17 protein-coding genes and 2 pseudogenes are annotated in these 25593 nt (G+C 70.6%); 10 read left to right on the top strand and 9 right to left on the bottom strand.

Annotated features, from left to right (window positions below):
* The first annotated feature begins 9 nt into the window (after window positions 1-9).
* The 4 genes from QF032_RS11990 (at window position 10) to QF032_RS11975 (ending at window position 4005) form a co-directional block, all read left to right on the top strand.
* Complete coding sequence (locus QF032_RS11990) at window positions 10-642, top strand: TetR/AcrR family transcriptional regulator (RefSeq protein ID WP_306952913.1); 633 nt, start codon at window positions 10-12, stop codon at window positions 640-642.
* A gap of 174 nt (window positions 643-816) precedes the next feature.
* Complete coding sequence (locus tag QF032_RS11985) at window positions 817-1878, top strand: endonuclease/exonuclease/phosphatase family protein (RefSeq protein ID WP_306952915.1); 1062 nt, start codon at window positions 817-819, stop codon at window positions 1876-1878.
* A 107-nt stretch (window positions 1879-1985) separates the two neighbouring features.
* Window positions 1986-3209, top strand: a complete 1224-nt coding sequence (locus tag QF032_RS11980) for an MFS transporter (protein ID WP_307042208.1) — start codon at window positions 1986-1988, stop codon at window positions 3207-3209.
* A 187-nt stretch (window positions 3210-3396) separates the two neighbouring features.
* Window positions 3397-4005 carry a DJ-1/PfpI family protein gene (locus tag QF032_RS11975; protein ID WP_307055970.1) on the top strand — a complete coding sequence of 203 codons (609 nt, stop codon included), beginning with the start codon at window positions 3397-3399 and terminating at the stop codon, window positions 4003-4005.
* Between the two features lie 68 nt (window positions 4006-4073).
* On the opposite strand, the gene QF032_RS11970 is transcribed toward QF032_RS11975, so the two are convergent.
* The 4 genes from QF032_RS11970 to QF032_RS11955 form a co-directional block, all read right to left on the bottom strand.
* On the bottom strand, window positions 4074-5828 hold the full coding sequence (locus tag QF032_RS11970; RefSeq protein ID WP_307055969.1) for an NAD+ synthase: 1755 nt from the start codon (window positions 5826-5828) through the stop codon (window positions 4074-4076).
* Window positions 5829-5933: 105 nt separating this feature from the next.
* On the bottom strand, window positions 5934-7877 hold the full coding sequence (locus QF032_RS11965) for a S53 family peptidase (protein WP_307042202.1): 1944 nt from the start codon (window positions 7875-7877) through the stop codon (window positions 5934-5936).
* A 322-nt stretch (window positions 7878-8199) separates the two neighbouring features.
* The gene (locus QF032_RS11960; RefSeq protein ID WP_307055968.1) at window positions 8200-8799 is read right to left on the bottom strand and encodes a DUF305 domain-containing protein; all 600 of its coding nucleotides are present in this window, start codon (window positions 8797-8799) and stop codon (window positions 8200-8202) included.
* Between the two features lie 11 nt (window positions 8800-8810).
* Window positions 8811-9473, bottom strand: a complete 663-nt coding sequence (locus QF032_RS11955) for a DUF3105 domain-containing protein (RefSeq protein ID WP_306952925.1) — start codon at window positions 9471-9473, stop codon at window positions 8811-8813.
* A gap of 142 nt (window positions 9474-9615) precedes the next feature.
* On the opposite strand from QF032_RS11955, the gene QF032_RS11950 reads away from it, so the two are divergent.
* On the top strand, window positions 9616-10062 hold the full coding sequence (locus QF032_RS11950; protein ID WP_307055967.1) for an RrF2 family transcriptional regulator: 447 nt from the start codon (window positions 9616-9618) through the stop codon (window positions 10060-10062).
* A gap of 78 nt (window positions 10063-10140) precedes the next feature.
* Here the strand turns inward: QF032_RS11950 and QF032_RS11945 are convergent.
* Window positions 10141-10357 (bottom strand): annotated as a pseudogene (locus QF032_RS11945) (hemin transporter); the annotation flags it as partial.
* A 329-nt stretch (window positions 10358-10686) separates the two neighbouring features.
* On the opposite strand from QF032_RS11945, the gene QF032_RS11940 reads away from it, so the two are divergent.
* A complete protein-coding gene (locus tag QF032_RS11940; protein WP_057583457.1) occupies window positions 10687-12048 on the top strand; it encodes a glutamine synthetase family protein in 1362 nt (453 codons plus the stop codon).
* A 1170-nt stretch (window positions 12049-13218) separates the two neighbouring features.
* Here QF032_RS11940 and QF032_RS11935 read toward each other — a convergent pair.
* Together QF032_RS11935 and QF032_RS11930 are read right to left on the bottom strand one after the other, a co-directional pair.
* Window positions 13219-15234, bottom strand: a complete 2016-nt coding sequence (locus tag QF032_RS11935) for a hypothetical protein (RefSeq protein ID WP_307055966.1) — start codon at window positions 15232-15234, stop codon at window positions 13219-13221.
* Between the two features lie 64 nt (window positions 15235-15298).
* Window positions 15299-15733: a VOC family protein gene (locus tag QF032_RS11930; RefSeq protein ID WP_306952931.1), complete on the bottom strand. Its 435-nt coding sequence runs from the start codon at window positions 15731-15733 to the stop codon at window positions 15299-15301.
* Between the two features lie 148 nt (window positions 15734-15881).
* On the opposite strand from QF032_RS11930, the gene QF032_RS11925 reads away from it, so the two are divergent.
* Window positions 15882-18878, top strand: a complete 2997-nt coding sequence (locus QF032_RS11925) for a bifunctional [glutamine synthetase] adenylyltransferase/[glutamine synthetase]-adenylyl-L-tyrosine phosphorylase (protein ID WP_307055965.1) — start codon at window positions 15882-15884, stop codon at window positions 18876-18878.
* Window positions 18879-19493: 615 nt separating this feature from the next.
* Here QF032_RS11925 and QF032_RS11920 read toward each other — a convergent pair.
* Window positions 19494-20309 (bottom strand): annotated as a pseudogene (locus tag QF032_RS11920) (phosphatase PAP2 family protein); the annotation flags it as partial.
* A gap of 358 nt (window positions 20310-20667) precedes the next feature.
* Complete coding sequence (locus QF032_RS11915; protein WP_307042189.1) at window positions 20668-21702, bottom strand: LacI family DNA-binding transcriptional regulator; 1035 nt, start codon at window positions 21700-21702, stop codon at window positions 20668-20670.
* A gap of 401 nt (window positions 21703-22103) precedes the next feature.
* On the opposite strand from QF032_RS11915, the gene QF032_RS11910 reads away from it, so the two are divergent.
* The 3 genes from QF032_RS11910 (at window position 22104) to QF032_RS11900 (ending at window position 25431) form a co-directional block, all read left to right on the top strand.
* Window positions 22104-23381, top strand: a complete 1278-nt coding sequence (locus tag QF032_RS11910) for an extracellular solute-binding protein (protein ID WP_307055963.1) — start codon at window positions 22104-22106, stop codon at window positions 23379-23381.
* Window positions 23382-23504: 123 nt separating this feature from the next.
* Window positions 23505-24509 carry a carbohydrate ABC transporter permease gene (locus QF032_RS11905; protein ID WP_307042185.1) on the top strand — a complete coding sequence of 335 codons (1005 nt, stop codon included), beginning with the start codon at window positions 23505-23507 and terminating at the stop codon, window positions 24507-24509.
* Window positions 24510-24522: 13 nt separating this feature from the next.
* The gene (locus tag QF032_RS11900) at window positions 24523-25431 is read left to right on the top strand and encodes a sugar ABC transporter permease (RefSeq protein WP_307042183.1); all 909 of its coding nucleotides are present in this window, start codon (window positions 24523-24525) and stop codon (window positions 25429-25431) included.
* The last annotated feature ends 162 nt before the right edge of the window (window positions 25432-25593 follow it).

The raw sequence follows: 25593 nt of genomic DNA, 5'->3' as shown, positions 1-25593 counted from the left end.
TCAGTGGACGTGAGCCCCGCCGACAGCGCAGCCGTCGAGCAGCCCGTCCGGGGGCGGCCCCGGAACGAGGCCCTGGAACGGGCCATCATCGAGGTCACGATGAAGCTGCTGGAGGACGGCGTCTCGCTCGCCGAGATGTCCATCGAGCGCATCGCCCGCACCGCCGGCGTCGGCAAGGCCACCATCTACCGGCGCTGGAGCGGCAAGGAGGCGCTGTTCGTGGACGTGCTGCGGGCCGCCGAGCCCGACGACCCCGAACTCCCCGGCACGTCCATGCGCGACGACCTGGTCGTGCTGCTGGAGGCGCTGCGCCGGCGCGGACTCGCCAGCCGCTCCTCGGCGATCCTGCACAACGTCCACGCCCAGATGAAGAGCAGCCCGCAGATCTGGACGGCGTACCACAACACGGTGATAGCGCCCCGGCGCAGGCTGGGCGTCGAAGTCCTGCGCCGGGGACAGGAGAACGGCGAACTCCGCGCCGACCTCGACCTCGAACTGATCAACGACATCTTCGTCGGCCCCATGCTCGTGCGTGCCGTCCTGCGCCCTGACGCCGACCTGCCCGAAGACCTCCCGGAGCGCATCGTCGACTCGCTGCTCGCCGGACTACGCCCCGTCAGCCCGCCGGACGCGCACCCCTGATGTGAGCGTTCCGTCACAGACCGGGCCGTGCCCGCCGGCGCCGGAACCCGTGGGACCGCACCCCTCGTCATCGTTGCCGTACGGCCGTCACGAGACGGCGAGATCCAAGCCGATCATCCCCTAGGGTCGTACCCGGGGGGACGGACGGTGCACGGCAGGCAGTGAGGCGACGGTATGGCGCAGCAGGCGTACATGACGGAGACGGACGGCAACGGAGACTCGGGACACGAGCCTCGGGGAGTCCGGCTCCGGCGCCTGATCGGACGTCTCCTCGGCCGGCTGACCACGGGCTGGCGGGGGGACCCGCACATCTGGCGGCGCGGTCTGGTCGTCGCGGGTGTGGCCCTGGCGCTCTCCCTGGTGATGCTGCTGCACTCGCGCATCCCCAACCGGTTCGGCAACCTCGGCAGCCTCACGGAGACGTTCCTGCCGTGGATCGGCGTGTTCCTGCCGGTGCTGCTGGTGCTCGCGGTGGTGCGCAGGTCGGCGACCGCGCTGATCGCCGTCGTCCTGCCGGTCGTGGTGTGGACGAACCTCTTCGGCGGGCTGCTCGTCGACCGCACCGGCGCCGGCGGTGACCTCACCGTGGCCACCCACAACGTCAACGCCGACAACCCCGACCCGGCGGGCACCGCCCGGGACGTCGCCGCCTCCGAGGCGGACGTGCTGGCCCTGGAGGAGCTGACCGCCTCGGCCGTCCCGGTGTACGAGAAGGCGCTGGCGGCGACGTACCCGTACCACTCGGTGCAGGGCACGGTCGGGCTGTGGAGCAAGTACCCGCTGAGCGGTGTGCGGGCCGTCGACATCGAGTTGGGCTGGACGCGCGCCATGCGGGCGGCCGTCGCCACGCCGCAGGGTGAGGTGGCCGTCTACGTGGCCCATCTGCCGTCGGTGCGGGTCAAGCTGCAGGCCGGGTTCACCGCCCGGCAGCGCGACAAGAGCGCGGACGCGCTGGGCGAGGCGATCGCCGACGAACGGCTGACCCGGGTGGTCCTGCTCGGCGACCTCAACGGCACCATGAACGACCGCTCGTTGAACGCCGTGACCTCCCAGATGCGCTCCACGCAGGGCGCGGCGGGCAGCGGGTTCGGGTTCAGCTGGCCCGCGTCGTTCCCGATGGCGCGGATCGACCAGATCATGGTGAAGGGCGTGCAGCCGGTCACCTCGTGGACGCTGCCGCGGACGGGCAGCGACCATCTGCCGGTGGCGGCTCGTGTGAAGGTCACCACACCGTAACCGGGGCGTCGCCCGCCGGAATACCGGCCGGGGAGACTTTGTTCCGTAGTTGAACATACGAACCGTATGATGAACGGAACCCGCTCTCCCTGAAAGGCAAGTTCTTCATGCCTCTGGCCCTGCTCGCCCTGGCCGTGGGTGCCTTCGGCATCGGCACCACCGAGTTCGTGATGATGGGCCTGCTGCCCGACGTCGCGGGCGACCTGCACATCTCCATCCCGGCGGCCGGACACCTGGTCTCCGCGTACGCGCTCGGCGTCGTCATCGGCGCGCCGCTGCTCGCCGCGGCGACCGCGCGGATGTCCCGCCGCACGGTCCTGATCTCCCTGATGGTGCTGTTCGTCGCGGGCAACGCGCTCTCCGCTCTGGCCCCGGACAACGGCTGGCTGCTGGCCGCCCGCTTCCTCAGCGGTCTGCCGCACGGCGCCTTCTTCGGTGTCGGCGCGGTGGTGGCCACCACGCTGGTCGCGCCCGAGCGCAAGGCCCGTTCGGTGTCGCTGATGTTCCTCGGTCTGACCGTCGCCAACATCGCGGGCGTCCCCGCCGCCACCCTCGTGGGCCAGCACCTCGGCTGGCGGGCGGCCTTCCTCGGCGTCAGCGTGATCGGCCTGGCGGCGATCGCCGCCCTGGCCCTGCTGATCCCGCACGACCACACCCAGGCCCCCGCCGTCGGCCTGCGCCGCGAGCTGTCCGCCCTGCGCTCACTTCCGGTGTGGCTGGCGCTCGGCACGACGGTCGCCGGTTTCGGCGCCCTGTTCGCCGCCTACAGCTACATCACGCCCATGCTGACGGACTCCGCCGGGTACGCCGGCTCCAGCGTGACGCTGCTGCTGGCGCTGTTCGGCGTCGGCGCCACCGTCGGCAACCTGCTCGGCGGCCGGCTCGCCGACCACGCGATGCGCCCCACGCTGTTCGCCGGACTCACCTCGCTGGCGCTGGTCCTGGCCCTGTTCCCGCTGCTGATGACGACGGCCTGGGGCGGCGCGCTGGCCGTGGTCCTGCTGGGCGTCGCCGCGTTCGTGACGGGCTCCCCGCTCAACCTGATGGTGATGGAGCGCGCGACCGCGGGACCCTCGCTGGCCTCCTCCGCCAACCAGGCCGCGTTCAACATGGCCAACGCCGGCGGTGCCTGGATCGGCGGCCTGACCCTCGCGGCCGGCTACGGCGTCACCTCCCCGGCGATCGCGGGAGCGGCACTGGCGGTGCTGGGCCTGGGGGTGGCCGGCGTCGCGTACGTCGTCGACGCCCGCCGCGCCCCGCGACGCCCCGTCCGCGACCGCGTCGTCGCGACCCACGTACCGCGCCCGGCGAAGGCGACGGCCCGGCACTGACGCGGCCTCCGGCCCGCCCGGCCCGCCCCCCGCGGCGGGCCGGGTCTGCGGCGTTCCTCGGGGCCGGTGAGCGCCGGGTGGCACGTCCCCGAGGCGTGTCACCCGCCGACGAACGCCCTCGACCCGGACTCCGGCGCCCCGGAGACTGGTGGTCCGTCGCCTTGCCCGCCGTACCCGAGGAGTTGCGATGCAGGTAGCCGTGATCACCTTCGACGGATTCAACGAGCTGGACAGCTTCATCGCCTCCGCGCTGATCAACCGGTGCCGCAAGGACGGCTTGGAGGCGTTCATCACGACGCCGGCGCCGGCGGTCACGTCGATGAACGGCGTCGAGGTGGGCGGGCAGCGCCCGATGGAGTTCGTGGCCGAAGCCGACGTCGTGTTGATCGGCAGCGGGGTGCGCACACGCGATGTCGTCGCCGACGAACGGCTGATCTCCAGGCTGCGACTCGAACCCTCGCGGCAGCTCATCGGCGCGCAGTGCTCCGGGGCGCTGGTGCTCGCCCGGCTCGGCCTGCTGGGCTCCATGCCGGCCTGCACGGACGTCAAGAGCCGGCCCTTCGTCGAGGCCTGCGGCGTCACCGTGCTGGACGAGCCGTTCCACGCCGAGGGGAACATCGCCACGGCGGGCGGCTGTCTGGCGTCGCAGTACCTCGCCACCTGGGTGATCACCCGGGTGCTCGGGGAGGACGCCGCGCGCGACGTCCTCGACCACGTGGCTCCCGTCGGCGAGAACCGGGAGACCGCGCAGCGCGCCCTGCGGGCCGTCGGCGCGGGCCGGGCCGCCCTGCGCTGACCCGCCCCGCCCCGCCACCCCGGCCGGGTTCCGCGCGGAGCCCGGCCGGGGTGGACCCCCGATCCCGGCTAAAGAGACTCGCGCCAGCCGTTCGTGATGGGCAGGCGGCGGTCCTTGCCGAAGCCCTTCGCGGAGATCTTCGCGCCCGGAGGGTACTGGCGGCGCTTGTACTCGGCCGTGTCGACCATGCGCAGGGTCTTGGCGACCAGCGCGGGGTCGTACCCGGCGGCGACGATCGCGTCCGCGCCCTGGTCCCGGTCCACGTACATCTCCAGGATCGCGTCCAGGACGGGGTAGTCCGGGAGCGAGTCCGTGTCCACCTGGCCGGGGCGCAGCTCGGCGCTCGGCGGCTTGGTGATCGAGTTCTCCGGGATCGGCGGGGTCTGGCCCCGCTCGGCCGCGGCGCGGTTGCGCCACTCGGCGAGCCGGAAGACCCATGTTTTGTAGACGTCCTTGATGGGGCCGTACGCGCCGACCGAGTCGCCGTACAGGGTGGAGTAGCCGACCGCCAGCTCCGACTTGTTGCCGGGGGCGAGGACGATGTGGCCCTCCTGGTTGGAGACGGCCATCAGCAGGGTTCCGCGCAGCCGCGACTGGAGGTTCTCCTCGGCCAGGCCCGTCAGTCCCAGCGAGCCCATGTACGCGTCGAACATCGGCTCGATCGGCACCGTGCGGAAGTTCAGCCCGGTGCGCCGGGCCAGCTCCGCCGCGTCGCCCTTGGAGTGGTCGGAGGAGTACTTGGACGGCATCGACACGCCGTACACGTTCTGCGCGCCCACCGCGTCACAGGCGAGGGCCGCGACGAGCGCCGAGTCGATCCCGCCCGACAGCCCGATGAGCACCGACCGGAAGCCGTTCTTCGCGACGTACGCCCGCAGGCCCACGACGAGCGCCGAGTAGACCTCCTCGGCGTCGTCCAGCCGCTCCGCGTACCCGCCGCTCAGCTCGGGCGCGTAACGCGGCAGCGGCTCCTCGGACAGCACCACGCGGTCGATGCGCAGACCGTCGTCCACGACGCCGGTCGGCGCGTCGGGGGAGGCCGCGGGCAGGTCGAGGTCCAGGACCACGCAGCCCTCGGAGAACTGCGGGGCCCGCGCGACGACCTCGCCGTCCTTGTCGACGACGATCGAGTCGCCGTCGAAGACGAGCTCGTCCTGACCGCCGATCATCGCGAGGTAGGCGGTGGTGCACCCGGCCTCCTGCGCCCGCTTGCGGACCAGCTCCAGGCGGGTGTCGTCCTTGTCCCGCTCGTAGGGGGAGGCGTTGACGGAGAGCAGCAGACCGGCCCCGGCGGAGCGCGCCGCGGGGACGCGGCCGCCGTCCTGCCAGAGGTCCTCGCAGATCGCGAGGGCCACGTCGACGCCGTGCACGCGCAGCACCGGCATGGTGTCGCCCGGCACGAAGTAGCGGAACTCGTCGAAGACGCCGTAGTTGGGCAGGTGGTGCTTGGCGAAGGACAGCACCACCTCGCCGCCGTGCAGTACCGCCGCGGCGTTGCGCGGAGAGCCGGCCGGCCGGCCGAACCGCGGCTGGTCGTTCTCCGACCGGTCGAGGTAGCCGACGACGACCGGCAGCCCGCCGAAGCCCTCGTCGGCGAGGCGCGCGGCGAGCTGCCGCAGCGCGGTGCGGGAGGCTTCGACGAAGGAGGAGCGCAGCGCGAGGTCCTCGACGGGATACCCGGTCAGCGCCATCTCGGGGAACGCCACGAGGTGGGCTCCCTGCTCGGCGGAGTGCCGGGTCCAGCGGAGGATCGTTTCGGTGTTGCCGGCGAGGTCGCCGACACGCGAGTCGATCTGGTTCAGGGCGAGACGAAGTTGAGGCACGGGAACAGTGTAATCGTCAGAGCGACGCGATGGGGGGCGCGGGGTGTCGATCGCCCCACGCCCCCCTTCACGTCACCAAGGACTCAGCCCGACGTCACGCACTGCTCAGCGACGGCGGTACGAGTCGACGTAACCGTTCGCGGGCGTGCCCACGCCGGTGACGTCGTCGTAGCCCTTCACCGCGGACAGCGAGCTGTCCTTGCCGAGGCTGCGGACCGAGGTCAGCAGGCCGCCGGTGGCGTCGACGCTGTTGGCGAAGTCGACGCGCGCCACGGCGAGTCCGGACCCCGTGGGGTTGTCGGTCACGTCGTGGTAGACCTTCGTGCCGTACTTGGAGTAGATCGACGGGTTGGCGAAACCGATCGCCTTGCCGCCGCGCGCCTCCTGGGCCAGTGCCTGCACGGCCGCGATGACCGGCGCGGCCAGCGAGGTGCCGCCGATGCGGTACTCGCTGTACTGCTCGGACCCGTCCGGGAAGGTCTGGGTCTGGCCGACCCTGAAGCCGGTGTTCGGGTCGGCGATCGCCGCGATGTCCGGGACGACGCGGTTGCCGGCGGCGTTGTTGGCCGTGGCGAGCGCGTTCGGGACGACGCCCTTCTGGTAGTACGGCTCGGCGACCGTCTTGCTGGTGCCGCCGCCCGCGCCCGAGGTGTACGCGCCGGGGAAGCCCGTCCAGCTCTTGCCGTCCGCGGACAGCGAGGCCTTCTCGGTGCCCCAGCCGGTCTCCCACAGGTACTTGTCGCCCTTGCCGACCGCCAGCGAGGTGCCGCCGACCGCCGTCACCCACGCCGAGTTGGCCGGGGTGTCGACCTGCTTGGTGCCGGTGTTGGCGACCTCGTCGCCGTTGTCGCCGGAGGAGAAGTAGAAGCCGATCCCCTCGACCGCGCCGAACTGGAAGACCTGGTCGTAGGCGGCCGCCAGGTCCGGCGTCTGGTTGGCCTCGATGTCGCCCCAGGAGTTGGAGACGATGTCGGCCAGGTGGTTGTCGACGATCTTGCTGAGCGAGTCGAGCAGATCGTCGTCCATGCAGGACGCGGCGCCCACGTACGTGACGTTCGCGGCCGGCGCGACCGCGTGCACGGCCTCGACGTCGAGGGTCTCCTCGCCGTACCAGCCCGAGGCGTCGCACTCGTCGGCGCCGGTGTGGGTGTAGTTCTTCGGCAGCACCTGGCTCAGCTGGCCGGTCTTCCAGGCGGCGTCGCCGTGCTTCTTCGCGTACGTGGCCGCGTCGTAGGCGATCGTCGGCGAGGCGAAGGCGTCGGTGATCGCGACGCGCACGCCCTTGCCGGTGTACGAGCCCGCTCCGTAGGCGGCACGCAGCTGCTTGCCGGTATAACCCTGGACGGCGTAGGGGATCGGCTTGCCGTACGCCTTCGGCAGCGTGGTCGCGATGTTCGAACCGTAGTACGAGGAGAACGGTCCGGCGTTCTTGAACACGGCGCCGGGACCCGGCAGCTGGTCGCTGTGGGTCGCCTTGTGCGGGGCGTTGTCCAGGCCGGTGACGGTCAGGACGGCGCCGTCGAGGCTGTCCGGGACGGTGGCCGCCTTGGCCGGCGCCCGGTAGGTCTTCGAGCCCTTGGCGTAGTTGTGCAGCTGGGTGCCGAACGCCTTCTCGGCGGCGGCCACGTCACCGCTGACGGAGACGTAGTGCTCGGTCGTGCCGGTCACCTTCAGACCGGCCGCCGCCAGCCACGACTTGACGGCGGCCACCTGGGCCGCGGTCGCGCCGTAGCGGGCCTTCGCCTGCGCGGCGGAGAGGTACTTGCCGTAGGCGGCGGAGCTCGGGTCGGAGACCGCCTGCGCGTACCGGCCGAGGCCGGCCGCGTCACGTCCCGCGAGGTAGACCCGGGCGGAGACCTGCGCGCTGTCCGGGGTCGAGCCCTTGTCCGCCTTGGCCGTGGCCCACGCGGGCTTGGTCCCGGTCAGCGTGTCGCGGGCCGGGGCGTCCGCGGCGTGCGCCGCGGGTATGCCGAGCGCCAGCGCGCCGACGATCATGGGCAGAGTCGCTGCCATGCTCGCGGCGCGCAGCGTGGCGCGATTGGATCTCATAGGACCCCCTGTATGTGGTTCGACGCGAGTGGATCACTCGACGTGCGGGCCACTCTTGCGACGAACTCCTCATGCCAGGGGAATGCGAACACCAAGAAGCGCCCAAGTGGCTGCTTTCTGGCATGGTTTGACGGGTTCGTCCGCGAAGTCGAGGGAAAACCCTATGAGTTGGTCCGACGGTCGGTCCGAGAGGGCGTAGAGGGTCGGGACGGCCACGCAAAGTCCGGCCCGGCCGACGGCCGCGCGAGGCCGGGCCGGCGGCCCGGCGGCGGCCGGCACGCGGCGCCCGCCGCGGCCGGGCCGCCGGGCGGTCACCGATCTGTCACGGCTTGGCCCCGCGCGCCTTCAGCATGCCCGCCATGAGACCGATCTCCGACTGCTGCGCCTCGACCATGCCCTGCGCCAGCCGCTTCTCCACGCCGACCGCGCACTTGGCGACGCAGCTCTCGGCCATGTGGACGCCGCCCTTGTGATGGGCGGTCATGAGCTGGAGGTAGAGGATCTCGGCCTGCTTGCCGTTGAGCGTGCCGAGCCGCTTCATCTCGGCGTCGGTGGCCATGCCGACCATGAGCGCGCCGTCCTCGCCGCCGCTCATCCCCCGCATGCCCGTCCAGGTCATGGGCGGGTCGGACGACACCTTCGGCAGCCCCCACAGGTCCAGCCAGCCGAGCAGCATGCCGCGCTGGTTGGCCTGGGTCTGCGCGATGTCGTAGGCGAGCCGCCGCACCTCCTCGCCGGTCGTCCGGTCGCGCACGATGTACGACATCTCCACGGCCTGCTGGTGGTGCACCGCCATGTCCCGGGCGAACCCGGCGTCGGCGGAGTCGGCGACCGGGGCGTCGGCCGCCGTCCCGCCGTTCTCGGCCACCGAGTAGGTGACGGCTCCCGCGGCGACGAGCACCCCGGCCACGGCGACGGCCACTCCCGCGTACCTCACTGCGGCAGACCGCCCGTGCACGCTGCGCCCGGTTCGGGCGTCTGCTGACCCTGCACGAACTTCGCGAAGAACGTGTCCACGTTCGGGTCGCCCGCACCCGTCACCGTGCGCTGGTTGCCCCACGCGGTGAGCATGATCGGGTCGGGCTGGGCGTCGTCCGGGCTCATCAGGGTGTAGGGCGTCTTCTTGACCTTCGCGGCGAGGGCGTCGACGTCGGCCTTGCTCGCCTTGCTGTTGTACGTCACCCAGACCGCGCCGTGCTCCAGCGAGTGCACGGCGTTCATGTTGTTCAGCGCCTTCGTGTACACGTCGCCGTTACAGTTCATCCAGACCTGGTTGTGGTCACCGCCGACGGGGGGCTCGGTCGGGTACTTCACGGTCCTGGTGACGTGCGTGCGCCCCAGCTTCCCCTTCCACGTCCTGACCCCGTCCTTGCCGGTGACGAAGTTGCCCGAGGCCTTGGAGTCGGCGGCGGGGGCGTCGTCGCCGGACTGCGACCTCACGACGAACACGCCGCCGGCGACGAGCGCGACGACGGCGACGACGCTGCCCCCGATCACGAGGACACGTCCTCGCCGCTCACGAGCCTGTTCGGCCCGCCGCATCTCCTCTATGCGCGCCTTGCGCGCCGCACTGCCGGTGGTGTTGGCGGAACCCATGAGGCCTGTCCTTCTGGGAAAAGGGGGAACTGACGAACGGGTCCGCTGATCGTAGTGCGGCGCAGGGGATTGTCGTAGACGGGTTACGGCCGGGGTCCTCGATAATTGGAACCCGAGATGCGCATTATCTACGCTTCGTCTCATGCGGCTGTTGCGATCCACCGACCTGGCCCTGCGCGTCCTGATGCGACTCGCGGTGACGGGCGAGAACCCGCAGGTCACTCCCACGACGCGGGCGGTGGCCGCGGCGATGGAGGTCCCCTACACCCACGCGGCGAAGGTCGTCGCCGAGCTCCAGCGCATGGGGCTGCTGGAGACCCGGCGCGGCCGGGGCGGCGGCCTCGCCCTCACCGGAGCGGGCCGCGCGGCGTCGGTGGGCGCCGTCGTCCGCGCCTTCGAGGGGGAGGGCGACGTCGCCGACTGCGAGGGCGGAGCCGCCCCCTGCCCCCTGAGCTCGGCCTGCCGTCTGCGTGGCGCTCTGCGCCGGGCCCAGGAGGCGTTCTGCCGTTCCCTGGACCCGCTCACGCTCGCGGACCTCGTGACGGAACCGACGGGCCCGCTGCTCCTGGGGATCCCGGGACGGGCCTGACGCGCGCGGCACCCCGGGCCGCGACCGACGGCCTGCCGCCTTGCCGGTCGAGTCTGCGGTCGCGGTCGCGGCGAGGCGTCAGCTCGCCGTCGCCGGCCACAGGTCGGGGCCGAACACCTCGTAGTGGACGCCTGCGGGGGCGACCCCCTTCGCGATCAGCTGCGCCCACATCCGCCCGCATGAAGGGGAGCGGGCCGCACAGGTATGCGCGCGTTCCGGGCGCGACGGGCACGTCGGTGAGGTCGGTCAGCCCGGTCCGGGCGCCCGCCGGGGCCTCCCGCTCGTACCAGAGGTGTGATGGGGGCAGGGGGCAGGTCATGGCGTGGTCGCGGGGTTCGCCCCGTACGGCCGTTCACACCCAAGTCAAAGTGTCATTTGCGATGCAAATCAAGCGGGAGGGGCAGACGGAGGGGGTCGGGCATTACGGATACCGGTCCGAGCAGGCAAGATGGGCGGCAGAGCAGGACATCCGCCGGACACGAGGCGTTCAGGTCCGGGTCGCCGAGGCGATCATGGTCGGCAACGCGCCCGAAACGGGGATGTGGTCTGATGCTCAGGTGCCCGACCGCCGCTCCACGGGACCGGAGGCAGGCGGCCTGACCAGCAAGGATGGGGAAGCGGAAGATGGACAAGCAGCAGGAGTTCGTGCTCCGGACGTTGGAGGAGCGCGACATCCGTTTCGTACGGCTGTGGTTCACGGACGTGCTGGGCTTCCTCAAGTCCGTCGCCGTGGCCCCCGCCGAGCTCGAGCAGGCCTTCGACGAGGGCATCGGCTTCGACGGCTCCGCGATCGAGGGCTTCGCCCGGGTCTACGAGTCCGACATGATCGCCAAGCCGGACCCCTCCACCTTCCAGGTCCTGCCCTGGCGCGCGGAGGCCCCCGGCACCGCCCGCATGTTCTGCGACATCCTCATGCCGGACGGCTCCCCGTCCTTCGCCGACCCGCGCTATGTCCTCAAGCGGGCCCTCGCCCGCGCCTCCGACCTGGGCTTCACGTTCTACACCCACCCGGAGATCGAGTTCTTCCTGCTGAAGGACAAGCCGACCGACGGCTCCCGCCCGACCCCGGCCGACAACTCCGGCTACTTCGACCACACCCCGCACAACATCGGCATGGACTTCCGCCGCCAGGCGATCACCATGCTCGAGTCGATGGGCATCTCGGTCGAGTTCTCCCACCACGAGGGCGCCCCCGGCCAGCAGGAGATCGACCTGCGCTACGCCGACGCGCTCTCCACGGCCGACAACATCATGACGTTCCGCCTGGTCATGAAGCAGGTCGCGCTGGAGCAGGGCGTCCAGGCGACCTTCATGCCGAAGCCGTTCAGCGAGCACCCCGGCTCCGGCATGCACACCCACCTCTCCCTCTTCGAGGGCGACCGCAACGCGTTCTACGAGTCCGGCGCGGAGTACCAGCTCTCCAAGGTCGGCCGGTCCTTCATCGCGGGCCTGCTGAAGCACGCCGCCGAGATCGCCGCCGTCACCAACCAGTGGGTCAACTCCTACAAGCGCATCTGGGGCGGCTCCGAGCGCACGGCCGGCGCGGGCGGCGAGGCTCCGTCCTACATCTGCTGGGGGCACAACAACCGCTCCGCCCTGGTGCGCGTGCCGATGTACAAGCCCGGCAAGACGGGCTCCGCTCGCATCGAGGTCCGCTCCCTCGACACCGGCGCCAACCCGTACCTGGCCTACGCCATGCTGCTCGCCGCCGGCCTCAAGGGCGTCGAGGAGGGCTACGAGCTCCCGCCGGGCGCCGAGGACGACGTCTGGGCGCTGTCGGACGCCGAGCGTCGCGCCATGGGCATCGAGCCGCTCCCGCAGAATCTCGGCGAGGCCCTGACCCTGATGGACCGCAGCGACCTCGTCGCCGAAACCCTGGGCGAGCACGTCTTCGACTTCTTCCTGCGCAACAAGCGCCAGGAGTGGGAGGAGTACCGCTCCGAGGTCACCGCCTTCGAGCTGCGGAAGAACCTGCCGGTGCTGTAAGCGCATGTCCGAGCGGTGGTGCAGCGGCTTCTGCACCGTGGAGGGCACGGCTGACCGCCGTGCCCTCCACGCTGTGCTGACCCTGGGCCGCCTGTGAGCCGTCGCCAGCGCATCGTGCCCGCCCCCACCGTGATGCCACCCCTCGCACCCCGGAGTCGGCATGATAGACTTGCCATGCGCATGTCATTATTTTGCCCCGTTTTCGGATACTTCAGGGCGTTATTTCTTGTAGGGTTTGCTGAGATTGCGGCGCTGGACTTGTGGCGGCTCAACAGGACCAAGTGGCAAGATCCGCGCCTACTGTTGGTTGGGTGGTGGGCTGCTCCAACAGCCCACCACCCGGGGTGTGCGCTCTGGTTACCTGCTGGCCAGCAGGTAGGCGATCAGGGCCATGGCCCCTATCGTGAGGAGAATCACGATCAAGCGGACGGTCCGGTTGTCTTCTTCGATGGCCTTCCGGACCGTTCGCCAAAATTCGTCACCCATGAGCTACACCTCCCTCCTGTGAGAGGTGCCTCAATCCTCCAGTTGCGCCTAGGGCGACTGCGCCTGTGGACTACGACCAAGTACCGCGGAGAAGTTTGTTGTCAGTCTCCAGTGACGGAGCCTCAGAAACGTCGGATCGTCGCGTCCGCGACCTCACGGACCTGCTGACGGGCGCTGAGGACAGGCGCGTTGGCGTACAACGTACGGCTGGGCCTTAGTCGAAGTGACTGACCGTCAGGGCGAGGCGGTTACCGTGCTGCACACACGTGCCGGGCTGGCTCCGGACGGAGATCGCTCGACTGCCTCGCCCTCACGACTGACTGTCATCCACGGTGCTCAGTACCGTGGAGAGCGCAGGCCTGCCCGAGGAACTGTTCGTCCCGCTCATGGCCGCAGCTGCCTACGACCCGGACCCCAGCTTCTGACTACCTCCGACGGGCACGGAAGCGGAGCGGGCGGTGCCGAGCACGTGCCGCTACGCGCAGATCGATCCCCTGCCTGTGCACCCGGCGGGAGGCGCGATCCAGTCCTGGACGACACCTGCGACGTTGCGGACGGGTGGCGTGAGGCTTCGGGTGCACAGGTGAGTGAAGTGTCCGCCGCCAGGGACCGCGATGAACCCTGACGCCGTGCATGGCGGACTGCGGGACAGCCTGCAGTGTCACGGCCGGTGGTTTCACTCCCTCACCGGATGGCCCGCCAGGTGTCCGGGCCGGTGACGGACTTGACCAGCCAGATCGTCAACTGGCGCACGCTCCTGAAGAGATCTGCCGCGAAATACTTGAGATCCCGGTAGGACTGGTTGCGGAACATCAGGTAGGTGCCCGCCGTGGTCATCCAGGGGGCGAGCAGAAGCACGTAGTCCAGGACTTCTGTCCCGCTGGTTCTCCCGAGCCCGTCGGCCAGCACGATGCCGACGGCGGTCAGCAGCTGCACGGCGGCGCGGGCGGGGGGTCCGCCGGCAGCCGCCATGGCGAACGCCCCCGCCATGCCGGCGGCCGACACCCACCACACGGTCGCGGCGGCGGTCGGGGTTCCTGTCAGGTGCACGGCGAGTGGGCCTCCGGCGGCCGCGGACACCCACAGAGCCAGATTCCACGGCGCGAACAGCGCGCCCCGGCCCGCGAGGATCTTCACCTCACCGCAATTCAGGGCGGAAGGGGCCGCAGGGTGAGGATCGGGATGCGTACTGATCACCGGACCTCGGACGTACCGCAGCAGGATGCCCAGATTGGCCTTTCCCCTCAGTTCCCTCCCCTGGTACCAGACCCCGCCGGCTGACGCGCGACAGTAACTTGTGGCTTCCAGCACCCAGGTCAGAAGGAAGAACATGATGCCGAACGCGTACGCGAAGACCGCGCCCGTGTAGACGAGCGGATCACCCAGGGGAATTCCCGCCGCGTAGACTCCGACCAGGAAACGCAGCGCATAACCGGTTCCTACCGTCAGCCAGATCGCCTTTGCGAGGCGTGATCGCCCCCGGGGAGTCGTCGACGGGGCCTGCGACGACGTGCGAAGCAGTTCGTAGAGCGCCGCCACGGCGAAGACCGCCGCCAGGAAGGCGAGCGTGAACGTGATTTCTCCCGTCGCATATCCCAGAAGGACCGCGGTGACCACCCGGGCGAATGCGACCCCGAGGCTCCATCCCACGATGAAACGCAGCCTCCCCCGGTCGCCCGAGTACGGCAGACGCAGCCGCGCCCGCGCTTGAGGATGTGCTGCGTCGGCGGCCACCCCCCGGATGTCGTTCCACTGGTAGCGCGCGGAGTACACGAGATACTCCGCGATCACCATGCACGTCAGCAGCGTGGTCCAGTCGAACGGCGTCCCGCGAGAAGCTGAGGCGGCGAGGAAGACGAGCGGGATGAACAGGAGCTTGCTCCAGTCCTCCGGCCTCGGGAAGACGAGGTAGGAGACGATGCCGCGCCCGGTGTTCGTACCGCCGGTGGCGTTGGTCAGCAGTGGCAGGGCGGATCTCGCCTGAAACTGCTGCGCGACCCTGACGAAGGTCGTCCGGGCCCCGAGTGTGGCGCCCGCCACCTCCGAAGCGAGAAAAGCGAAGGCCACTCCGTACAGGAGAAGCATGGACAGCGTGTAGTAGCCGTCGAGCTTGACGGCTATGTACACGGTGAATCCGGCGAACACCAGGAAAGTGACCGACAGGACCAGGAACGACAAAACGCGGTAGCCGGAACGCCCCCGGCGCATGGTGGTGACTTCGGTGATCAGTTCGAAATAGGAGGCCGGTTGGATGGGGGAGATGGAATGTAATTCCGTCAGCGGTCTCCGGGCGTATCCGCGGAGTTCTCGCTCGAGTGCCCGGATGTAGTAGCTTCGAATGGAAGAAACCGCGCCGAGCAGTTGCAGGAAAGCCAGTGCCGCAAACGGCACCGACGGTGCGGCAGCCAGAAAGAAGTCCGGAACCCGCTTGCAGTCCTTGGCGTCGCTCAGCTGGCAGGTGTCGCTTACGATGGTGGCTATCACCGCAAGCAGTGCCACGGCGATACTCGCCACCGCTGCCTGGATGTTGGAGAAGGTGCGCTCGTCGTCGCGCGCCATCTCGTAGTCCATCTTGAGGATGTCGAATCTGTTCGCGTCGTCGGTCGGGTCGGACAATCTGTGAGCTCCCACTTCGGTGAGCCGAGCTGGGTCGGTTTCGCGGTGCTTCACCGCCGAGGCCGGACAGAGGGCCACGGTCACGCACCGTCGGCCCCTGTCGCACCGCCGGGCGGCCCCCGCGGCCACCGGCGTTCCCGGCGCTGCCCTACTGCGTGGCCAGTTTCGCCAGGACCTGGTGGAGTGGTTCCGTCTCGCGGCGGCGGTACTCCTGGATCGCCCAGCCGTTGCCGTCGGGATCCTTGAAGTACATGAAGGTCGCGCCGTCCTGCGGGGCGAACCGCTGCGGCTCGGTGACGTCCAGGCCCCGCGCGGTCAGCTCCTCGTATGCCGCCTTCGCGTCCGTCACGCAGAGCTGCATGCCGTGGTACGTGCCCGGCTGCGGGGTGCCCGTCGGGACCTGGAGGCCGTCCACCAGGGCGATCGAACAGCCCGAGCCGGGTGGGGTGAGCTGCACGATGCGCACGCCCTCCATCACCTCGCCGTCGAGATCGACGTGGAAGCCCACCTTGTCGCGGTAGAACTCCTTGGCCCGGTCCACGTCCGACACCGGCAGCAGGATCACTTCGAGGGTCATGTCCATGGGTGACTCCCTTGTCGTCCCTGTGTGCGGCGCGCGGGCGGTTGCGGCACGCCTTTCCACACAGAACCCGAAACCGGGCCGGAGCGCCACCGTGGGGCGAGGGTTAGGCTCGACTGCGGACGACCTTGATCGCACGAGGAGGCCTTCGATGATGGCGCCGGGGCGCAGGAGCAGCACCTTCACCAGGCTGTTGCGGCACGGCTTCACCGATCCCTCCGCCGCCGAGCGGCTGCTGGACGGTCCCGAGCTGTCCCCGGTGCGCAACGACCCCTTTCTGCTCGAGGCGCTGGCCGCCACCGCCGACCCCGACCTCGCGCTGCGCGGCCTCGTCGGGCTGGTGGAGGCCCAGCCCGGGACCGCCGCGCGACGCGAACTGCTCGACACCCTGATCGCCGCCAAACCCCTGCGGGACCGGCTGCTGGGGGTGCTGGGGGCGTCCGCCGCCCTCGCCGACCACCTCGCCCGGCATCCGCGGGACTGGGAGGCGCTGGTCACCTACGAGCCCCGCGACCTGCACCCCGGCGTGGAGGAGTTCGAGCGCGGACTCGCCGACGCCGCCGACCCGGTGTCGCTGCGCGTCTCCTACCGGCGCTGCCTGCTGTCCATCGCGGCCCGCGACGTGTGCGGGACGACCGACGTCGCCGAGACCGCCGCAGAGCTCGCCGACCTCGCCACCGCCACCCTGCGGGCCGCCCTCGGCCTGGCCCGCGCCGCCGCTCCCGACGAGGCCGCGCTGTGCCGGCTCGCCGTGATCGCGATGGGCAAGTGCGGCGGCCACGAGCTGAACTACGTGTCCGACGTGGACGTCATCTTCGTGGGCGAGGCCGTCGACGGGGCCGACGAGGCCAAGGCGCTGCGGGCCGCCACGAAACTCGCCTCCCACATGATGCGGATCTGCTCCGAGACCACCGTGGAAGGGTCGATCTGGCCCGTCGACGCCAACCTGCGGCCCGAGGGGCGCAACGGCCCGCTGGTGCGCAGCCTCAGCAGCCATCTCGCCTACTACCAGCGGTGGGCCAAGACCTGGGAGTTCCAGGCCCTGCTGAAGGCGCGGCCGGTGGCCGGGGACCTCGAGCTGGGCGCCGACTACGTGGCCGCCGTCGAGCCGATGGTGTGGAAGGCGGCCGAGCGGGAGAACTTCGTCGTCGACGTGCAGAACATGCGGCGCAGGGTCGTCGAGAACATCCCGGTCTCCGAGGTCGAGCGCGAACTCAAACTCGGGCCCGGCGGACTGCGGGACGTCGAGTTCGCCGTCCAGCTGCTGCAACTGGTGCACGGGCGCGCCGACGGCTCGCTGCGCAGCGGGACCACGCTCGACGCCCTGCAGGCGCTCGCCACGGGCGGCTACGTCGGACGCGCCGACGCGGTGCAGCTCGACGCCGCGTACCGCTTCCTGCGCTCCATGGAGCACCGCATCCAGCTCTACCGGCTGCGGCGGACGCATCTGGTCCCCGAGGACGAGACCGACCTGCGGCGGCTCGGCCGCTCCCTCGGTCTGCGCACCGACCCGGTCGCCGAGCTCGGCCGGGAATGGAAGCGGCACGCGTCCGTCGTACGGCGACTGCACGAGAAGCTGTTCTACCGGCCGCTGCTCGACGCGGTGGCCCAACTCGCCCCGGGCGAGACCCGGTTGAGCCCGGAGGCGGCACGCGAACGACTCGTCGCCCTCGGCTACGCCGATCCCGCCGCCGCACTGCGCCACCTGGAGGCGCTGGCCTCCGGCGTCACCCGCAAGGCCGCCATCCAACGCACCCTCCTGCCCGTCCTGTTGGGGTGGTTCGCCGACTCCGCCGACCCGGACGCGGGCCTGCTCAACTTCCGCAAGGTCTCCGACGCCCTGGGCAAGACGCCTTGGTATCTGCGGTTGTTGAGGGACGAGGGGGCCGCTGCGGAGAACCTCGCCCGCGTGCTGTCCGCCGGGCGGCTCGCCCCCGACCTGCTGATGCGCGCACCGGAGGCGGTGGCGCTGCTCGGCGACGGCGACGGCGGCGGTCTCGAGCCGCGTGGGCGCGCCCTGCTGGAGCAGGAGATCCTCGCGGCGGTGCGGCGGGCCGACGGGGCCGTGCAGGCGGTCGCCGCCGCACGCGGGGTCCGCCGGCGCGAGCTGTTCCGCATCGCCGCCGCGGACATCGTCGGCTCCTACGGCACCGAGGCGCAGCCCGTCGAGGCCGACCAGGGCGCTCTCGTGGACCTGGTCGGCGGCGCCGTGTCCGACCTCACCGCCGCCACGCTGTCCGGCACCCTGCGCGCCGTCGTCCGCGAGGGCTGGGGCGACACCCTCCCCACCCGTTTCGCCGTCATCGGCATGGGGCGCTTCGGCGGCCACGAACTCGGCTACGGCTCCGACGCGGACGTCCTGTTCGTCCACGAGCCACGGGAGGGCGTCGACGAGCGGGAGGCCGGGGAGGCCGCCAACAAGGTCGTCTCCGAGATGCGCAGACTTTTGCAGATCCCCAGCGCCGACCCACCGCTGCTCGTCGACGCCGACCTGCGTCCGGAGGGCAAGTCCGGGCCGCTCGTGCGCACGGTGAAGTCCTACGAGGCCTACTACCGCCGGTGGTCGCTTGTGTGGGAGTCGCAGGCGCTGCTGCGCGCCGAAGTCGTCGCGGGGGACGAGGAGTTGGGGAGCAGGTTCCTCGAACTCGCCGACCCCCTGCGGTATCCGGCGGGCGGGCTCGCGGAGGAGGCCGTGCGGGAGATCCGGCGGCTGAAGGCACGGATGGAGTCGGAGCGGCTGCCCCGGGGCGCCGACCCCAAGCTGCACACCAAGCTCGGCCCGGGCGGCCTGTCCGACGTCGAGTGGACCGTGCAGCTGATCCAGATGCGGCACGGCGCCACGCATCCGGGGCTGCGGACCACCCGCACCCGGCAGGCGCTCACCGCGGCCCGCGACGCCGGCCTCATCCCGGAGGAGGAGGCGGCGACGCTGGACGAGGCGTGGGTGCTGGCCACGCGGGTGCGCAACGCGGTGATGCTGGTGCGCGGCCGCGCCGGCGACACCTTCCCCTCCGACCCACGCGAGCTGGTCGCGGTGGGCCGGTACCTCGGCTACGGCCCAGGGCGCGTCGGCGACATGCTGGACGACTACCGGCGCACCGCCCGCCGGGCCCGGACCGTGGTGGACGAACTGTTCTACGCGGGCTGACCCGGCTCCGTCCGGCCCCATGAGCGGCTTACGGGCCGAGATCGGGGGTCGGGGTCAGGGCCGAGATCAGGGTCGGGGTCGAGGTCGCTATCGGGGGGTCACCTGGGCCGCTCGCGGCGGTGGCGCGACCCGCTCGCGGGCATCTCCGGCGGGGCGCCGCGCAGCCCTGCCGACGCGGGCCGCGCGGATGCCCGGCGATCGCGAGGGACGCGTCCGGCGGCCGGATGGGCTCGTGGACGACGGGCGGGAAGGGCGGGGACGACCGTCGGGGCGGGCGCGGACGGCGGGCCGGGCTCAGCTGTCCGCGCTGCGAGTGACTGGCCGCGCGCCCGGAGAGCCGCCCACCGTGCGCACGTCAGGAGAATCGCCCAGCGTGCGGACGTCACCAGGCTCGCCCGTCGTGCGCACGTCAGCAGGGTCGCCCGGCGTGTGCGTGTCCGGGGAGTCGTCCCGCTGTCGCGAGCCGGGAGCCCGGCCCGGGGGGCGGGTCGCGGGGGAGCCGCCGGGCGTTCGGGCGTCGGGGAAGCCGGCGGCGTCGCGGGGTGTCGTGGCCCCGTGGCGGTGCCAGGGGCGCCGCCACCGTCCTGCGGCCTGGTCGTCCCGCCGCGGGTCCTGGACGGTCCTCGGCAGGGCGTAGGGCAGGGCGCCGTACCAGAGGCCGGCCACGGTGAAGCCGAAGGCGAGGCAGAGGAGGCCGCCGACCGCGTCCAGCCAGAAGTGGTTGGCGGTGGCCACGATGACCACCAGGGTCGCCGTCGGGTAGAGCAGGCCGAGGAGGCGCACCCAGGGAAGCCGGGCCAGGGTGAACACGGTCAGGCCGCACCACAGGGACCAGCCGATGTGCATGGACGGCATGGCCGCGTACTGGTTCGACATGTGTTTGAGGTCGCCGGACGCCATCGATCCCCACGTCTGGTGGACCATCACCGTGTCGACGAAGCCGCCGCGCGGCATCAGGCGCGGGGGCGCCAACGGGTACAGGTAGTAGCCGACCAGGGCCACCGCCGTGGTGGCGAACAGGACGAGGCGGGTCGCCGCGTAGCGGCCCGGGTGGCTGCGGTAGAGCCACACCAGGACGACCAGCGTGACGACGAAGTGCAGCGTCGCGTAGTAGTAGTTCATGCTCACGATGAGCCAGGTCACCGAGTTCACCGCGTGGTTGACCGACTCCTCGACGGCGATGCCGAGACTGTGCTCGGCCCGCCAGATCCAGTCGGTGTTGCGCAACGCTTCGGAACGCTGTTCCGGGACGGCGTTGCGCACGAGGGAGTACACCCAGTAACTCACCGCGACGAGAAGGATCTCGAACCAGAGGCGGGGCCGGCGGGGGCTGCGGACGCGATCGAGACGACGACGCCGGGTCCGGGCCGTGACGGCCTGCGGAAGGGCCTGGTCGCGGCCTTCCAGCGGCGTCACAGTCGATTCACCCATGGACCCAAAGTCTGCCAGAAAAGACCTCTTCGTCCGATCATCCCGCGGTCGGGTTGGTTTTGCACGCCCTTACGACGACGGGACCCCTTCGTCTCCTCCCGACGTACAGGAGCCGCCCGGGTTCCTCCGCCCTGGGGACGATCGCCGCCACGGACGGTGCTCGCCCGAGCGCGATCGGCTGCCCCGGCTACGGCCCGCGACCCCGGGTATCCCTGCCGCGGCCCGGGTATCCCCGCCGCTACGGCCGACTACCCCCGCGGCCACCACCAGTGCGAGCCGGCAACCGCTTGCAGCCGGTTGCGGCCAGGTCGTGGCAGGGGTCGTCGGGGTGCGGCCCGGCGGGACTCCCGGAACGGCCCTAGGCGCGGGCGCGGTCGCCCCGCGCCGAGGCGGTGGAACCGCGCACCACCAGCTCCGGCATGAACACGAACTCGCTGTGCGGGGCGGGCGTCCCGCCGATCTCCTCCAGGAGCGTGCGGACGGCGGCCTGGCCCATCGCCGGCACCGGCTTGCGCACGGTCGTCAGGGGCGGGTCGGTGAAGGCGATCAGCGGGGAGTCGTCGAAGCCGACCACCGAGACGTCCCGGGGGACCGCGAGGCCGCGCTGCCTGGCCGCCCGTATCGCACCCAGCGCCATCATGTCGCTGGCGCAGACGATCGCCGTGCAGTCCCGGTCGATCAGGGCGTTGGTCGCCGCCTGGCCGCCCTCCAGGGTGTACAGGGAGTGCTGGACCAGTTCGGTCTCGATGGTCTCCGGGTTCAGCCGCAGCTGCTCCTGCATGGCGCGCACGAAGCCCTCGATCTTGCGCTGGACCGGCACGAAGCGCTTGGGGCCGAGAGCCAGCCCCACCCGGGTGTGCCCGAGGGAGACGAGGTGGGTCACCGCCAGGGTCATCGCGGCACGGTCGTCGGGCGAGATGAACGGGGCCTGGACCTTCGGGGAGAAGCCGTCGACCAGGACGAAGGGAACGCCCTGCGCGCGCAGCTGCTCGTAGCGCTGCATGTCGGCCGTGGTGTCCGCGTGCAGTCCGGAGACGTAGATGATGCCGGCGACGCCGCGGTCGACCAGCATCTCGGTCAGCTCGTCCTCCGTGGAGCCGCCCGGGGTCTGGGTGGCGAGGACGGGGGTGTAGCCCTGGCGGGTCAGCGCCTGCCCGATGACCTGGGCCAGGGCCGGGAATATCGGGTTCTCCAGCTCCGGCGTGATCAGCCCGACGAGCCCCGCGCTGCGCTGGCGCAACCGGACCGGGCGTTCGTAGCCCAGGACGTCCAGAGCGGCGAGCACGGACTGGCGGGTGGTGGCGGCGACACCGGGCTTGCCGTTGAGAACGCGGCTGACGGTCGCTTCGCTCACTCCCGCCTGCGCGGCGATGTCGGCAAGCCGTGTGGTCACAGGGGTGGACTGTACCGGTCGGGTGCCGACTTGCACACCGATCGGACGCGGCGGGCGACCTGTCGGACGGCCCGCTCCGGCCTGCTGCGTCATCGCGCTCCCTCGTGAAAGTGGCGGCAAGAGCTTGCAGAGTCTTGCACAGCGGTGACGTGCCCCGTCGTAGGGCCGTTCAACCGCGACAACAACGGTCTCACAGCGGTCGAGCGGAGGTCACGTCAGGGTCACGCGCGGATAACTTCGGAGGGTTCTTGCACTTTTTTGCTGCAAGACCTTTCGTGCCGCTTGCAGGGCTGTTACGTTCACGTCGCTCGACGGCGGCAACGGCGCGTCGGAGCCGGCGGGAACAGCGGACGGGACCGCTTCCCGCAGCTTTACGGGCTCTCACCCTCAAGGAGAAACTCATGCGGCGTGGCATAGCGGCCACCGCGCTGGTGGCGTCCCTCGCCCTCGCGGCGACGGCCTGTGGCGGAGACGACAGCGGCAGCGACGACTCGTCCGGGCCGGTCACCATCACCTGGTGGGACACCTCCAACGCCACCAATGAGGCGCCCACGTACCAGGCCCTGGTCAAGCAGTTCGAGGCGGCCAACAAGGACGTCAAGGTCAAGTACGTCAACGTGCCCTTCGACCAGGCGCAGAACAAGTTCGACACGGCCGCCGGCGCGTCCGGGGCCCCGGACATCCTGCGCTCCGAGGTCGGCTGGACCCCCGCCTTCGCCAAGAAGGGCTACTTCCTGCCGCTGGACGGCACGGACGCCCTCAAGGACCAGTCGAAGTTCAAGTCCAACCTGCTCGAGCAGGCCAAGTACGAGGGCAAGACGTACGGCGTCCCGCTGGTCACGGACACGCTCGCGCTGGTCTACAACAAGGCCCTCTTCGCGAAGGCCGGCATCACCACGGCCCCCAAGAGCTGGGACGAGCTGAAGACCGCCGCCGCCACCGTCAAGGCCAAGACCGACGTCGACGGCTACTGGGGCTCCGCCACCGCGGGCTACTACGCCCAGCCCTTCCTCTACGGCGAGGGCACGAACACCGTCGACGCCGACGCCAAGAAGATCACCGTGAACTCGGCGGCCGCGAAGAAGGCGTACGGCACCTGGCTCGGCCTCTTCGACGGCAAGGGCCTGCACAAGGCCGACACCACCGCCGACGCCTACGCCCACATCCAGGACGCGTTCGTCAACGGCAAGGTCGCCGCGATCATCCAGGGCCCCTGGGAGATCACGAACTTCTACAAGGGCAGCGCCTTCAAGGACAAGGCCAACCTCGGCATCGCCACCGTCCCGGCCGGTTCCACCGGCAAGGCGGGCGCCCCGACCGGCGGCCACAACCTCTCGGTCTACGCCGGCTCCGACAAGGCCCACCAGGCCGCGGCGCTGCAGTTCGTCAACTTCATGACCTCCGCCGCCTCCCAGGCGGCCATCGCCCAGAAGAACTCCACGCTGCCCACCCGCGACGACGCCTACACCGCCGCCGTCAAGGCCGACCCGGGCATCGCCGGCTACCAGACGGTGCTGGCCGCCGCCCAGCCGCGCCCGGCGCTGCCGGAGTACAGCTCGCTGTGGGGTCCGCTGGACACCGAACTGCCCAAGATCGCGGGTGGCAAGGAGACCCTCGACAAGGGACTGGGCAACGCTGAGCTCGCCATCGCCAAGCTGGTGCCCGACTTCAGCAAGTGAGCCCGAGCGGCCGCCGGATCTTCCACATCAGGAGGGGAAAGATCCGGCGGCCACCGGCCTGTGAGCTCCCGGCCGCAGCCCCCCGTCGACGATCCAGCGTGAAGATCCAGAAGGTGTCGAACCATGACAGTCGCCATCGACCGCGCGACCGGCAAACGCCGCGGTGACCGTGAGCCGGGGCCCGGGCGGGCCGGCCGCCTGAGGCGCGGCTACCAGAAGCACTGGTACGCCTACGCGATGATCGCCCCCGTGGCGGTCGTCCTCGGCGTCCTCGTGCTGTACCCCCTGGTGTACGGCCTCTACCTGACGCTGACCGACGCCAACAGCCTCAACACGGCCCGCACCATCGGCGTCAACCACATCGACGCCACCTACAAGTTCATCGGCCTCGACAACTACGCCGACATCCTGTGGGGCCCGACGGCCTACGACCGCTTCTGGTCGCACTTCCTCTGGACGATCGTGTGGACGGCGGCCTGCGTCGCCCTGCACTACGGCATCGGACTCGGCCTCGCCCTGCTCCTCAACCAGAAGCTGCGCGGGCGCACCTTCTACCGGCTGATCCTGGTGCTGCCGTGGGCGGTGCCCACCTTCGTCACCGTGTTCGGCTGGCGGTTCATGCTCGCCGACGGCGGCGTCATCAACTCCGCGCTGGACTTCCTGCACGTGCCGTCGCCGCTGTGGCTCGAGGACACCTTCTGGCAGCGGTTCGCCGCGATCATGGTCAACACCTGGTGCGGTGTGCCGTTCATGATGATCTCGCTGCTCGGCGGTCTGCAGGCCATCGACGCCTCGCTCTACGAGGCCGCCGAGATGGACGGCGCGAGCGCCTGGCAGCGCTTCCGGTTCGTCACGTTGCCGGGACTGAGGTCGGTCAGCTCCACCGTCGTCCTGCTGGGCGTCATCTGGACGTTCAACCAGTTCGCCGTGATCTTCCTGCTGTTCGGCAACACCGCCCCGGACGCGCAGATCCTCGTCACCTGGGCCTACTACCTCGGCTTCGGACAGCAGCCGCGTGACTTCGCCCAGTCGGCCGCGTACGGCATCCTGCTGCTGGCCATCCTGATCGTCTTCACCTCGTTCTACCGCCGCTGGCTGAACCGCAACGAGCAGCAGCTCGCGATCTGAGGCAGGAGTTCCCATGAGCAGCACCACAGTCGAGACCTCCGCCGCGGCGGGCGGCGGGCGGCCCCCGAAGGCCTCCCGCCGGGTGAGGCGGCGCGGCGAGAACAGCCTCGCCGGCTCCCTCGCCTCGCACGGCGTCCTGATCGTCGCGAGCCTGATCGCGCTCTTCCCGATCGCCTGGCTGGTCTACCTGTCCCTCGGCCCGGACAAGGACGACTACCTGCACCCGGGCGGCATCTGGGGCAAGATGACGTTCGCGAACTACGCGTTCGTCGTCGAACACACCGAGTTCTTCAACTGGTTGAAGAGCTCGCTCGTCGTCACGCTCGGCACGACCGCCATCGGCGTGCTCATCGCCGCCACCACCGGCTACGCCGTGTCCCGCATGCGCTTCCCCGGCTACAAGAAGTTCATGTGGGTGCTGCTGGTCACCCAGATGTTCCCGGTCGCCGTGCTGATGGTGCCGATGTACCAGATCCTCTCGGACCTGCAACTCATCGACAACTACCTCGGCCTGATCCTCGTCTACTGCACGACGGTCATCCCGTACAGCGCCTGGCTGCTCAAGGGGTACTTCGACACCATCCCCTTCGAGATCGACGAGGCGGGACGCGTGGACGGGCTCACCCCGTTCGGCACCTTCTTCCGCCTGATCCTGCCGCTCGCCAAGCCCGGCCTCGCGGTGGCCGCCTTCTACAACTTCCTCACCGCGTTCAGCGAGGTCGCGTTCGCCTCGACGTTCATGCTCAGCGACGACAAGTACACGCTCGCCGTCGGTCTGCAGTCCTTCGTCAGCGAACACGACGCCCAGCGCAACCTGATGGCCGCCACCGCCGTGCTGATCGCGATACCGGCCGCCGTGTTCTTCTACCTCGTGCAGAAGAACCTGGTGACCGGCCTCACCGCGGGCGGCACCAAGGGGTGAGGGGCACCGCCGTCGCCCCGCCGGACCTGCCCGGCCCTCCGTGGACCCGGGGCGGCCGCGGTCACCATCCGACCCCGCTGTGACCGCGGCCGCCTCGTCACCCGCCGCCGTACCCCTGACCGAACGACTCCTCTCCCCGCTCGATTGCGCTCGGGCGGGGGA

The sequence above is a fragment of the Streptomyces achromogenes genome (assembly GCF_030816715.1).
Classification (GTDB): domain Bacteria; phylum Actinomycetota; class Actinomycetes; order Streptomycetales; family Streptomycetaceae; genus Streptomyces; species Streptomyces achromogenes_A.
Note: the sequence above shows the minus strand (reverse complement) of the source record. Positions and strands in the feature narration are given on the sequence as shown.